This window comes from Streptomyces sp. DI166 (assembly GCF_900091315.1).
GTDB classification, from domain to species: Bacteria; Actinomycetota; Actinomycetes; order Streptomycetales; family Streptomycetaceae; genus Streptomyces; species Streptomyces fuscus.
On the sequence record NZ_FLSP01000030.1, the window covers coordinates 74,842 to 86,432 of the forward strand.

An 11,591-nucleotide genomic window follows, 5' to 3' on the forward strand; every position below is an offset into this window, starting at 1 on the left:
CCCTTCGCGTACTATTCCGGCGTCAAAGTTAGGCAAGCCTAACCTAAAGCTCAGTGTCAGGGACAGGTCAGTGTCAGGAACAGGAGGGCGACCGGTGACCGCAGCGATCTACCGCGACGCCTGGGGCATCCCCCATCTGCGCGCCGACGACGTGCGCGAACTCGCCCGCGCCCAGGGCCGCGTCACCGCCCTCGACCGGGCCTGGCAGCTGGAGGTGGAGCGCCGCCGCGCCGAGGGCACCTCGGCCGCCCTGCTCGGCCCGGACCACCTGCCCTGGGACCGCTTCGTACGCCGCACCCGCCTCGACGACACCGCCCGCCGCTGCTGGACGGAGCTGGAGCGCGAGGACCCGGAGACGGCCGACTGGGTGCGCGCCTACGTCGACGGCGTCAACGAGGGCCTCACCGGGGCGAGCCTCCCGCTCGGCACGCCCGGCCGCTGGGAGCCCTGGACCCCGCTCGGTATCTGGCTCGGCATCCACATCCTCTTCGCGGGCTTCCCCGCCAAGCTCTGGCGCGAGCAGGCGGTCCGGCACCTCGGTGAGGAGGCCGTGGGCCTGTTCGCCACCGACGGCCCCGGCACCTCCGGCAGCAACGGCTGGCTGGTCAGCGGCGAGCGCACGGTCACCGGCCGGCCGATCATCGCGGGCGACCCGCACCGGTTCATCGAGGACGCCGGCGTCTACCAGCAGATCCACCTGTCCTGCCCGGAGTTCGACGTCGTCGGCCTCGCCGTCCCCGGCATCCCCGGCATGGCCCACTTCGGCCACACCGGCTCCGTCGCCTGGGCCATCACCAACGCCATGTCCGACTACCAGGACCTGTACCGGGAGCGGCTGCGCCGCACCGGCGCGGGCGTGGAGGCCCTCGGCCCGGACGGCGTGTGGCGCCGGGCCGCCCGGCACACCGAGACGATCGAGGTGGCCGGTTCCGGCGAGGCACCGGTCGAGGTCGAGATCATCGAGACCGACCGCGGCCCGGTGATCATCGGCGGCCCCGAAGGACTCGACGACGGCTCCGACGCCGACTGCGCCATCAGCCTGCGCTACCCGCCCCGCGTCACCGCCGACCTCGGCTTCGGCGCCCTGTTGCCGCTGCTGCGCGCCCGCAACACCGCCGACGTGGACCGCGCCTTCGACCACTGGGCCGAGCCGGTCAACGTCGTCCAGGCCGCCGACACCGAGGGCGGCGTCCTTCACCGCGTCGCCGGAAAGGTCCCGCGCCGGGCCGCCGTCAACGGCGTCCGCCTGGTCCCCGCCTGGGAGCCCGGCCACGAGTGGCAGGGCTGGCACGAGACGCCGTACGGCGGTCTGACCGACGGAGTCGCCGTCATGGCCAACCAGCGCGGCCTCGCCGAGCCCCTCGGCGTCGAGTTCGCCGCCCCGCACCGCGCCGACCGCATCACCGCCCTGCTCGCGGAGTCGCAGCGCTGGGCCCCCGGCGACATGGCGGCCGTCCACACCGACACCTACCTGGGCTCCGCGGCCCCCCTGCTGGACCACGTCGCCGCCCTCGACGGCCTCACCCCCGAGGCGGCCCGCCTCCGCGAGACCCTCCTCGCCTGGGACCGCCGCATGGACGCCGACAGCCGTCCCGCCGCCCTCTACGCGGCCGTACGCACCGCCCTCGTCCGCCGCCTGGCCGCCCACCCCGCCTTCGCCGCCCTGACCACCCCGCCCGCCTACCCCGAGGTCCTGCTCCCCTGGCTGGCCCTCGTCCCGCGCATCGCCTACGCCCTCGCCCACCTGCTGCGCGCCGAGAAGCTGTACGGCGTCGACCGCCCCGAGGAGGTGCGCGCCGCCCTGGAGGAGGTGGCCGCCGACCCGCCCACCGGCACCTGGGGCGACACCCACCGGCTCGCCCCCTGGCGGGCGATCCCGGCCGAGTACGACGAGCCCGCCCTCTCCGGCGACCACGACTGCGTGCTGTGCACCTCCGCCGTTCCCGGCCTCACCGACCTCGCCGCCCGCGGCCCCGCCGCCCGCTACGTCTGGGACCTGGCGAACCGCGAACACAGCCTGTGGGCGGTCCCGTTCGGCGCCTCCGGGCAGCCCGGCACCCCTCACCACCGCGACCAACTGCCCCTGTGGACGCGGGGAGACCTGATCCCCGTGATCACCGACTTCGACCGACTGGAGAAGGAAACCGATGTCTGAGCCGCTTGAATCGGTGTGTGAGCCGCGTGAATCGGTGTCCGAGCCGAACAGACCGGTCTCTGCGCCCCGCGAACCGGTCCACGAGCAGCCGGTCGAAGGATTCGGCACCGTGCGCATCCTGCGCCTGGACCCGCAGGCGGACGCCGACATCGTGCACGCCTGGGTGAGCGAGGAACGCGCCTCCTTCTGGGGCATGAACGGCCTCACCCGCGACCGGGTCGCCGAGATCTACGCCCACCTGGACACCCTCGACACCCACCACGCCTTCCTCCTCCAGCGCGACGGTGTCCCCGCCGGCCTCCTCCAGACCTACGAGCCCGAGGCCGACCGGGTAAGCGAGTGCTACGAGGTCGAGCCCGGCGACATCGGCGTCCACCTGCTGCTCGCCCCCGCCGGCCCCGAGGGTGCCCGCCCCGGCTGGACGACCGCGCTGCTCAAGGCCGTCACCGCGTACGTCTTCCTGACCCTGGACCGCAAGCGCGTGGTCGTCGACCCCGACGCCGCCAACGACAGGGCCGTCGCCCGCTTCCTGAAGCAGGGCTTCGAGACGGGCCCGCTCGTCACGCTCCCCGAGATCGACCTCCCGGACGTCCACCTGCCCGAGAAGAAGGCCCAACTCGCCTTCCTGCGCCGGGAGGTAGCCTTCGCGAGATGACGCCGGAAGACTCCGCGAAATGACGCCGGAAGACTTAGTCGCCCACTACGGCCTGGAGCCGATACCGTGCGAGGGCGGCCTGTTCCGCCGTACCTGGGAAGGCCCCGCGCGACCGGACGGACGCCCCTCGGGCACCGCGATAGTCGCCCTGCTCACCGCCGAGCCGGGCGACTTCTCCGCACTGCACCGCCTCACCGGCGACGAGGTCTGGCACTTCTACCTCGGCGACCCCCTGGAGATGCTGCTCCTCGCCCCCGACGGCACCTCCCGCACCCTCGCCCTGGGCCCGGACATACTGCACGGCCAGCAACCGCAGTTGACCGTCCCCGCGGGCACCTGGATGGGCGCGCGGGTGGTGGACGGCGGCGCGTGGACCTTCTTCGGCTGCACGATGGCGCCCGGCTTCACCTACGAGGACTACGAGCACGGCGACGCGGAGAGCCTGCTGGCCCGCTATCCGCACGAGGCCGAGCGGATCGTGCGACTGTGCCGCCCATGAGACTGCTGGAAGGACAGGTCGCGCTGATCACCGGGGCGGGCGGCGGCATCGGCTCGGGCATCGCCCGGCGCTTCGGGGCGGCGGCACCGTCACCCACGTCGCCTCCGTCGAGGCACGGATGCCCGCACCGGGCCACGCGCACTACGCGGCCGCCAAGTCCGCGGTCGTGATGCACGCCCGCGCGGCTGCCCAGGAGTACGGCCCCGACGGCATCCGCGTCAACACGGTCTCGCCCGGCCTGATCGAACGGGACGGCCTGGCCGAGGCCTGGCCGGAGGGCGTACGACGCCGGCGGGAGGCGTCGGCCGTGGGGCGGCTCGGGCGCCCGGAGGACGTCGGGGACGCGTGCGTGTTCCTGGCGTCGCCGCTGGCCTCCTGGATCGCCGGCCACGACCTGGTCGTCGACGGAGGGGCCACCGCGCGGCCCACCTGGTGAACGGGTGAGTGCCGAGCCGGTCGCGTACGTACGTATCCTCATGGCGCAGACCGGCGAAGACGGAGAGACGACGTGGTCCGACGGCGCGGAGTTCAAGGGCTGGTGCTGCTGGCAGCCGTGCTGGTCCTGCTCGTCCTCGGCGGCGCGGGACCGGCGTCGGCGCACGCGGCGCTCCGAGGCACCGACCCGGCGGACGGCTCCGTCCTCCGTACCGCGCCCCGCCAGCTCACCCTGACCTTCACCGAGTCGGTCGGCCTGCTCGACGACTCGGTACGCGTGATCGGCCCCGACGGCCGCCGCCTGCGCGTGGGAGCGGCCGAGCACGGCGGCGACTCCGACACCGCCCGTGTCGCCCTGCCCCGGAAGATGGACGAGGGCACGTACACGGTGGCCTGGCGGGTGGTCTCGGAGGACAGCCACCCGGTCTCGGGCGCGTTCACCTTCTCGGTCGGCAAGCCGTCCCCCACCCCGGCCGTGGTCGACGCGGGCCCCACGGAGGACCCGACGACGGCGGCCCTGCACAAGATGGCGCGCTATCTGGCGTACCTGTCGGTGTGCGTGCTGATCGGCACGGCGGTGTTCGTCGTGGTGTGCCGCCCCGGGGACACGGCACCGCTGCGCCGCCCGGCGCTGATCGCCTGGTGGACGCTGACGGCGGCGACAGTGGCGCTGTTCTTCCTGCGGGGCCCGTACGAGTCGGGCGAGGGCCTGGGGGCAGCCTTCTCCGTGGACGCCCTGACCCGTACCCTCCAGGGCCGCCCGGGGTGGGCGCTGCTGGCGCGACTGGGACTGCTGATGCTGGTGGCGGCGGGCTGGCTGGTGCGTCGCCGCCTGAAGTACGTACCCGTACTGGGCGGGGTGACGGCGGTTGCCCTGGCCGCCACCTGGGCGGCGTCGGACCACGCCTCGGCGGGTATCCAGGTCCCGGTGGCGATGACGTCGGCGGTACTGCACCTGCTGGCGACGGCGGTATGGCTGGGCGGTCTGGCGGCGATGGCGCTGACCCTGCGTGGCAGGGCCCTGACCCCCGAAACGGTCACCCGCTTCTCCCGCCTGGCGTTCGCGTCGGTGGCGGTGCTGGTCGTGACGGGTGTCTACCAGTCCTGGCGGGGCCTGGGCTCCTGGAACGCGCTGACGGAGACGACGTACGGCCGCCTGCTGACGTTCAAGCTGGTGGCGGTGGTCCTGCTGCTGGGGGCCGCGGCGGTGTCCCGGAGCTGGACTCGGAGCCTGGCGAGGGCGCAGGCCCCAGTCGTCCGGGTCCCGGAACCCGTGGGCGGCCCGCCGTTGCCGGAGCTTTCGGAACCCCCGGCGCCGCCGGCCCCCGACCACCGTGCCCTGCGCCGCTCGGTACTGGCCGAGGTGGCGGTGGGCGTGGTGGTCCTGGTGCTCACCACGGTGCTCACGGCGACCGTGCCGGGCAGGGCGGTGGCGGAGGCGGGCGCCGGGGCGGAGACCTCGCGACCGGTGGGCGGCACGGTCGCGGTCACGGTCCCCTTCGACGTGGGCACCCCCGGCGGTTCCGGCAAGGTGGAAATCACCCTCGACCCCGGCCGGGTGGGCGACAACTCCCTCCAGGCGGTGGTCTTCGCGGCGGACGGCGGCCTGGCGACGGTGCCGGAACTGAAGGTGTCCTTCACGAACACCGCCCAGGACATAGGCCCGCTGGACGCGGGCCTGACGGACAAGGGCGGTTACTGGGGCAACAGCTTCGTGAACCTGCCGCTGGCCGGGACGTGGACGATGAAGGTGACGGTGCGGGTGTCGGAGATCGACCAGGTGACGGTGGAGCGAACGATAGAGATCACCTGATCCTTTTGCCCCCGGCCTCCGGCTCCCGGCCTCCGGCTCCCGGCTCCCGGCTCCCGGCCTCCGGCTCCCGGCCTCCGGCCTCCGGCTCCCGGCCTCCGGCCTCCGGCTCCCGGCCTCCGGCTCAGTGATAGGCGTGCACGACGGCATGCCCCTTGCCCCGCCCGATCATCCATTTGTTGACGGGCGTGGTGATCACGAAGGCGACCGCGAACCCACCGAGAAGGGCGCCCCAGAAGAGCCCGTCGTCGAGCTGGGCCTCCATGGCACCGGGCGTGAGCGCGATGATCGCGTTGTCCACGAGCTCCATGACGGCGATGGAGACGGTGTCGGCGGCGAGGGCGACCTTGACGGCGGCCCGCAGGTCGAGCCCGGCGCGCCGGACGGCGAAGAGGGTGAAGGAGTACCCGAAGAGGAACGCGAGCCCGATCGCGAGCACCATGGTCGGCACGTTGCCCCATCCGAGGGCGGTACCGATCACCATCCCGAGAATCTCACCGATGGCACACCCGGTGAGGCAGTGCAGGGTGGCCTTGACGGCCATGGCCCAACTGGCGCCGGACAGATGCGCGGAGTGATCACCGTGGTGAGCGTGCTGACCGACGTGCTGGGCACTGCGAGTGCCGTGGTCGGGTTGGCCGCCGTGCCCTCCGTGGCTGTGACCGCTGTGATCCATGGTGGAGCCCCCATTCCCCAATAGACGTAGCCCGTGTCTCCCGGACCACTGAGGTCAACCATATACCCCCCAGGGGTATTCAGCGACGCCGGAAAAATCTGCGGCGAACGTCAGGAGCGGCTCCGTATGGTGTCCGGATGCCGACGTCGATCAAGCAGTTCCAGGTCACCTTCGACTGCGCGAACCCGGAACGCCTGGCCCGCTTCTGGTGCGAGGTCCTGGGCTACGAAATCCCGCCGCCCCCCAAGGGCTTCGCGACCTGGCAGGACTACGACCGCTCCCTGCTCCCGGTCCACCAGGGCGAGGGCTTCGCCTGCGTGGACCCGACGGGGGTCGGCCCCCGCCTCTACTTCCAGCGGGTCCCGGAGAACAAGACCGTCAAGAACCGCGTCCACCTGGACGTCCGAGTGGCCACGGGCCTGACGGGCGAGGAACGGCTGGCGGCCCTGGAAGCGGAGTGCGCCCGCCTGACCGCCCTGGGCGCCACCCGCGAACGCCTCCTGCGCGCGGACGCCGACTACGAGTCGTGCATCGTGATGCGGGACATCGAGGGGAACGAGTTCTGCCTGGACTGAGCGACGGGGGACGGATCAGCGCCCCGTCTCGCCCCCGCCCAACAACTCATCCAGAGCCCCCCGCGCCTCACCGACCCCCCGCCGCCACGCCTCACTCCGCAGCCTCTCGGAGTCCCACTCGACCACCGCGTCGCCACCGCTCACGCAGTAGCCGTAGACCTGATGGGCCACCGAACCAGCGAGCAGGCGGTCATAGTGAAACGACCCTTCAAAGGCGGCCCAAGCCACGGCCCGTGCCCCCTCAGACAGCCGCCGAAGCGCCGCACCCGTGTACTCACGCAGATCGACCGAACGATCATTGAAGTCGATGTCATAGGACACCAGCCCAAGCCGCTCAACGCGCTCCGGCTGCCCGAGCAGGGGAAAGGCCAGCACGGCATCGGGCACCATCCCGACCAGCCGAAAAGCCTCCCTCGGCAAGGGAGCGTTCCCGGCACCGACAACGAACACATTCACCGAAACCGGCCCTCGCCAGCACAGCAAGTTCTGCACATCGCCGGTCACCGGGCCCCCTCCTGCCATCGCCGCGCGGTGTTTCTGGAGTGCTGCCAGGTCGCGGTCCAAGCGACAGTATTCCTGGGCGTAGTGAACCGAGCGCGGCTGCGGAGGTTCAGCCCGTCGGCCACGGCGGCAGGTCGGTGTGCCGGACCCGGTACCCGCCGCTGGTGACGGGCGCGAAGGCGGCAGGCGCCATGCACGGCCCCACCGAGAACTCCGTACCGCCTTCCTCCGTGTACGTGGTGTTCACGCCGTCCGCCCAGGAGAATCCCACCCGGTCACGGGACGCCCGCCCCGGCTTGCCCCCGCCGGCGTCATGGACGCTGAACCCCAGCCGCCTGCCCACCCAGTCCGGCCCTCCTGCGCTCACCTTGAAGATGACCGCGGTCACTGTCGCGCTGCCCGGCGCGGTCACCAGGCAGTCCACTGTGCCCTCGGCGGTGTAGGTGACGTCCCTTTCCGCGGAGTAGTGGGAGACGGTCACCGTGCCGTACGCGTCGGTCGGTAAGCCGGTGGGTACGCCGGGGAGCGGTCTGCTGTAGGGGGCGGCGTGCGCGTCGAACGTGAACGAGCGGATGTCGGCGTCATCCAGATACGGCAACCTGAACTCGCCCGCCCCGGTCACACTCGCGTGCGACGACCGCCCGCCGGCCGTGCCGCCAGTGGCCGAGGTGGGCGAGGCCGCCGCCACGGTAATGATCGCGGCCACTGCCGCCGCCTTGCGGGCATGGGGGATGGAACGCACAGGCCTCATGGGATCTCCCGAGCTGGGTGAGAGGGCGGAGAAGCACCGCCCGCACCATCCTCGGACCTTCGCCCTGACCAGTCGTCGTTCCCGAGACGCAAACGGCCTTGGGCCTGTGGCCGCAAAAGCTGCGGAGGGTGTACGCGCGAAGACTGAGCCGGAGATCCCCACCGAGACGGAAACCGTGCCAGGGTGCTGAGTCACACCTTCTTGACGACGATGGTGTCCGGGAGGAGCCTCTCCAGGTCGTCCACGTCCGAGGTGAAGACTGTGACCTGCCCTTTCTGCTGACGTGCGATGACAGCGAGCACGGCACCGATCGCGTACTTGTGACCGTGCAGCTTGGCCTTGGCCAAGAGACGCCGGGCCTGACGGGCCTCGTCCTTTCCGATGTCGGCGACCTTGAGGCGGGAGAGCACCCAGTCCCAGCGCTGCTCGGTGGTCCTGCCGTCGTACGCCTCGACCAGGGTCATCGGAGACGTCACCACCTCGGCCTCACCCTCAGCCGCGAGGCCGAGCCAGGCGATCATCCTGCGGTCGCCGCGCACAGCGAGGGACAGGGCCTCGCAGTCGAGCACGAAGACGCGCAGTGGCCGCTTCCTGTGCTCACCGGCGCGCTTCTTCACGCGGCCTCTCCACCGTGTTCTCCGGCGGAGTGGCGGCGCTCGTGCTCGGCGTCGAGATCGTCCAGCTCTGCGAGGGCTGCCGCGCGCTCGTCTGCGGTGACCGGCCCGTGTTCTTCCTGCAGCCAGTCGACCAGCTCCAGCAGCCGGTCCCGATCGCGCTTGAATCGCAGTGCTTCGGTTACATATGCCGAAAGTCCCCGCTCAGCCGCGTCGGCGCGGATCTCGTCGAGGAGTTCCTCCGGGATCGTCACCGTGACTTTCTTCGTCGCCATACTGGAGACCATGCTCCTGGTGTAAGCACCCATACCAGGGTTCCTGCCCCAGTCGGGCCCAGGATGCGGATGGATGCTCCCGGAGTCTCCTTGATGCTGATTGCTGGGAAACTGCCGGCTTCGGTCTCGTCTGAACGACCGTGAACGGTGCTGAATGAGACGGACACTGAGGCGGTGGCGCGGTCCTAAGCTGCTTCCCAGCTGAAGCGGCCCTCCAGACGGTCTGGGCTGAGGTAGGCGTATCCGTAGCCATGGGCGAAGTTCAGGTAGTACTGCTCGTCGAGGTCGGTGCCCGCCAGACAGAAGTAGAAGCGCCATGGCGCCTCGACACCGGCCCAGTCGGGGTAGACGGGTCGGCCGCCGAGGTAGTCGTTAGCGTCGACGGTGCCGTACGCCTCCAACTCCTGCTCCACCTCGTCCGGTACCGGCATTAGGTCGATCCGGAACTCGACAGGCACCTGCTCCTCATTGGGGCCGAAGCGCCATAGGGAGCGCCCCTTCGTCCCGCTCGGTCCGATGGCGGCAAAGCCGGGGGTCCGGCCGCCGGGCTGGATGAGCAGGACGGCTTCGCCGTCTTCAGCGGCCATGCCGCCGGTCTCGTAGTCGTCGTACGACAGGAAGAGGTACGCCATACGTCGCTCGTCGCCGGGCTCCCCGGGAACGGGGAACTGCCCGATGAAGTCCAGTGGCTCCCGCGTGCCGGGGTGCACTGGCCAGCAGGGCTCGTCCAGCCATATGGGATCACCGCCCAGCTTGGCGACTGGCTCGGTGATGGGCTCCTCGGCCGGGTGGAACTTCATCTCAAAGCGGGGGAGGTAGCCGGCATCGTACGGGCCTTTCGCCCCATCGACAGGTTGCGGCAGCAGCATGGCCGGACTGTAGCCGTCGGGTCCGACAACCCGTGACCTGCGACCCCGCCCCATGGCACCACGCCCCCGCCTCAGTGACGGGGTCGCCGACAGGGAGTCGGCAACGTCGGCCAACCGCCCGGTGTCCCTGGGTGACCATCCGTTGCCGTCCGGCGTTGGTCGGCACTGTCCGCGCCTGTTGGTGTCAGCCGGTGATGTCAACCGACCGACTCCCTCTCGCAGGGTGCTACTACCTCGCGTGGATGAAGATCACGAGGGCTGTGGCTCCCACAGTGAAAACGGCTCCCATCCACGCCGCCATCAGTCCTACGTAACGGAAGGTCGCGTAGGCCTTGGAATAGCCGTTGCTCCAGACTCCCCCGTGCGCCTTGGCCGCCGCATCCCGCCACCCCGGCAGTCGGTAGCCAGAATGACGCCCAGAAGCGACATCATCAGCGGGCACAGGATGATGATCACGGCTGCTATCACCGGCTCATTCTGCGGCGCGCGATCACCATGGGAAGCCGGCCGGCTTCCCCTCAACCCACTGCTGTGCGTTGAGAGGGCTACGTGCCATGGCCCAGGGCTGCCTGTGTCGAGCCGCTGGACAAGTCCCTGTGCGTCGTACAACTGCCCGGCTGATCCCCTGCTCGACCTGACAGTCGCCGCGATTGCCGCTGACCGGACCGACAGCGGAGGAAAGGCAGCACACAGCGCGCATACCGCAGTATGCTCGCGGTATGGCTGACACCACACGCATCACGGTGACACTCCCCACCGAGCAGGTGGCGGAGCTCAAGAAGATCACGGACAACATCTCCGGCTACGTGGCCGAAGCGGTCGCCAGGCAGATCCGGCACCAGCTCCTGGGGGCCGACCTGCGTAGCCACACAGACGAGCACGGGGCCTTCAGCGAGGAAGAGCTGGCCGAGGCGCGGGCGCGGATCTTCGGTACGACGCAGGCCGCCGGTGGCGCGAGCGCCGCGTGAGCGGGCACATCGAGACCGTCGTCCTGGACAGTGAGGGGCTGTCGGCCTGGGTGGCGCAGGACCGGAAGGTTCTGGCGATGTTCCAGGTGCTCCACGACATGGGAGCGGACCTTGTCGTCAGCGCCAACACCATCGCGGAGGTGAGTCACGCCAGGGTGAACCTGCCCCGACTGCAATGGGCGCTCTCCCGGGTCAAGGTGGAGCCGGTCACGGAGGCGACGGCCAAGGCGGCGGCACAACTGCTCAAGGGCGCCGGTCTGCACGGACACAAGTACGCGATCGATGCCACCGTCGCGGAAGCGGCTTTGCGTCAGCCTGGCCCGGTCGCCATCCTCACGTCGGATGTCGACGACCTGACCCGGCTGTGCGGCAGCAAGGTCCGGATGATCGGGCTGTAACCGCGACATCGCCCCGGGGCCATGGGCAGATCCGCGTGGATCCGCAGAAATCAGAGTCGCCGCAGGTCAGCCCGCGATGGGTGCATGAGGCATCGACGGACGCGGGGGCATGACCGCGTTCGGTGCCATAGCTCCTCAGGGTCTGCGTCGGTCGCCCTGGAGGGACTGAGCGTGCGCCTTGCCTGCTTGAGGATGTGTCCTAAATGTCGCCTATCAATGCAACTGAAACTGCAACCAGGGCATGCCGAAGAGCCGGATCGCAGTGAGCGGTCCGGCTCTTCGTTTCGCCTGTTCAGGCGGCTGCGGAGGATACGAGATTCGAACTCGTGAGGGGTTGCCCCCAACACGCTTTCCAACTGTGGTGGTGGGGTGGCGGCGTGCGTTCGGGGGCGTTCACCTGGGTTCACGGG

At 70.6% G+C, this 11,591-nt stretch carries 13 protein-coding genes and 1 pseudogene; 8 read left to right on the plus strand and 6 right to left on the minus strand.

The features are described 5' to 3' along the window. Positions 1-94: 94 nt before the first annotated feature. The 5 genes and pseudogenes from GA0115233_RS17110 (at position 95) to GA0115233_RS17130 (ending at position 5,557) form a co-directional block, all read left to right on the plus strand. Positions 95-2,155 (plus strand): penicillin acylase family protein, encoded by a 2,061-nt coding sequence (locus GA0115233_RS17110; RefSeq protein ID WP_093721093.1) that lies wholly within the window; start codon positions 95-97, stop codon positions 2,153-2,155. 109 nt (positions 2,156-2,264) lie between these two features. Then, the gene (locus GA0115233_RS17115; RefSeq protein WP_255310239.1) at positions 2,265-2,810 is read left to right on the plus strand and encodes a GNAT family N-acetyltransferase; all 546 of its coding nucleotides are present in this window, start codon (positions 2,265-2,267) and stop codon (positions 2,808-2,810) included. A gap of 19 nt (positions 2,811-2,829) precedes the next feature. Beyond that, positions 2,830-3,309, plus strand: a complete 480-nt coding sequence (locus tag GA0115233_RS17120) for a cupin domain-containing protein (protein WP_093721095.1) — start codon at positions 2,830-2,832, stop codon at positions 3,307-3,309. A gap of 73 nt (positions 3,310-3,382) precedes the next feature. Then, a pseudogene (locus GA0115233_RS17125) lies at positions 3,383-3,745 on the plus strand (SDR family NAD(P)-dependent oxidoreductase); the annotation flags it as partial. Positions 3,746-3,847: 102 nt separating this feature from the next. Next, positions 3,848-5,557 (plus strand): copper resistance CopC/CopD family protein, encoded by a 1,710-nt coding sequence (locus tag GA0115233_RS17130; RefSeq protein ID WP_093721096.1) that lies wholly within the window; start codon positions 3,848-3,850, stop codon positions 5,555-5,557. A gap of 121 nt (positions 5,558-5,678) precedes the next feature. Here the strand turns inward: GA0115233_RS17130 and GA0115233_RS17135 are convergent, their stop codons facing one another. Next, on the minus strand, positions 5,679-6,230 hold the full coding sequence (locus GA0115233_RS17135) for a DUF4396 domain-containing protein (protein WP_093721097.1): 552 nt from the start codon (positions 6,228-6,230) through the stop codon (positions 5,679-5,681). Between the two features lie 137 nt (positions 6,231-6,367). Here GA0115233_RS17135 and GA0115233_RS17140 point away from each other — a divergent pair, with 137 nt between their 5' ends. Next, positions 6,368-6,805 (plus strand): VOC family protein, encoded by a 438-nt coding sequence (locus GA0115233_RS17140; RefSeq protein ID WP_093721098.1) that lies wholly within the window; start codon positions 6,368-6,370, stop codon positions 6,803-6,805. 15 nt (positions 6,806-6,820) lie between these two features. On the opposite strand, the gene GA0115233_RS17145 is transcribed toward GA0115233_RS17140, so the two are convergent. The 5 genes from GA0115233_RS17145 to GA0115233_RS17165 form a co-directional block, all read right to left on the minus strand. Beyond that, complete coding sequence (locus GA0115233_RS17145) at positions 6,821-7,309, minus strand: hypothetical protein (protein ID WP_093721099.1); 489 nt, start codon at positions 7,307-7,309, stop codon at positions 6,821-6,823. Between the two features lie 106 nt (positions 7,310-7,415). Further along, the gene (locus GA0115233_RS17150) at positions 7,416-8,057 is read right to left on the minus strand and encodes a hypothetical protein (protein WP_093721100.1); all 642 of its coding nucleotides are present in this window, start codon (positions 8,055-8,057) and stop codon (positions 7,416-7,418) included. 191 nt (positions 8,058-8,248) lie between these two features. Then, positions 8,249-8,674: a hypothetical protein gene (locus GA0115233_RS17155; RefSeq protein ID WP_093721101.1), complete on the minus strand. Its 426-nt coding sequence runs from the start codon at positions 8,672-8,674 to the stop codon at positions 8,249-8,251. Beyond that, positions 8,671-8,958 (minus strand): ribbon-helix-helix domain-containing protein, encoded by a 288-nt coding sequence (locus GA0115233_RS17160; RefSeq protein ID WP_255310240.1) that lies wholly within the window; start codon positions 8,956-8,958, stop codon positions 8,671-8,673. Before GA0115233_RS17160 ends, GA0115233_RS17155 begins: the two co-directional genes overlap by 4 nt. A gap of 173 nt (positions 8,959-9,131) precedes the next feature. Then, on the minus strand, positions 9,132-9,746 hold the full coding sequence (locus tag GA0115233_RS17165) for a hypothetical protein (RefSeq protein ID WP_255310241.1): 615 nt from the start codon (positions 9,744-9,746) through the stop codon (positions 9,132-9,134). Positions 9,747-10,534: 788 nt separating this feature from the next. Here GA0115233_RS17165 and GA0115233_RS17170 point away from each other — a divergent pair. Together GA0115233_RS17170 and GA0115233_RS17175 are read left to right on the plus strand one after the other, a co-directional pair. Then, positions 10,535-10,783, plus strand: a complete 249-nt coding sequence (locus GA0115233_RS17170) for a hypothetical protein (RefSeq protein WP_037678403.1) — start codon at positions 10,535-10,537, stop codon at positions 10,781-10,783. After that, positions 10,780-11,181: a PIN domain-containing protein gene (locus GA0115233_RS17175; RefSeq protein ID WP_093721104.1), complete on the plus strand. Its 402-nt coding sequence runs from the start codon at positions 10,780-10,782 to the stop codon at positions 11,179-11,181. The genes GA0115233_RS17170 and GA0115233_RS17175 overlap by 4 nt, the downstream gene beginning before the upstream one ends. The last annotated feature ends 410 nt before the right edge of the window (positions 11,182-11,591 follow it).

Coding starts and splice junctions, on each gene's coding strand:
- GA0115233_RS17135 (WP_093721097.1), bottom strand. CDS start 6,230: ATGGATCACAGCGGTCACAGCCACGGAGGGCACGGCGGCCAACCCGAC.
- GA0115233_RS17140 (WP_093721098.1), top strand. CDS start 6,368: ATGCCGACGTCGATCAAGCAGTTCCAGGTCACCTTCGACTGCGCGAAC.
- GA0115233_RS17165 (WP_255310241.1), bottom strand. CDS start 9,746: ATGAAGTTCCACCCGGCCGAGGAGCCCATCACCGAGCCAGTCGCCAAG.
- GA0115233_RS17160 (WP_255310240.1), bottom strand. CDS start 8,958: ATGGTCTCCAGTATGGCGACGAAGAAAGTCACGGTGACGATCCCGGAG.
- GA0115233_RS17170 (WP_037678403.1), top strand. CDS start 10,535: ATGGCTGACACCACACGCATCACGGTGACACTCCCCACCGAGCAGGTG.
- GA0115233_RS17150 (WP_093721100.1), bottom strand. CDS start 8,057: ATGAGGCCTGTGCGTTCCATCCCCCATGCCCGCAAGGCGGCGGCAGTG.
- GA0115233_RS17120 (WP_093721095.1), top strand. CDS start 2,830: ATGACGCCGGAAGACTTAGTCGCCCACTACGGCCTGGAGCCGATACCG.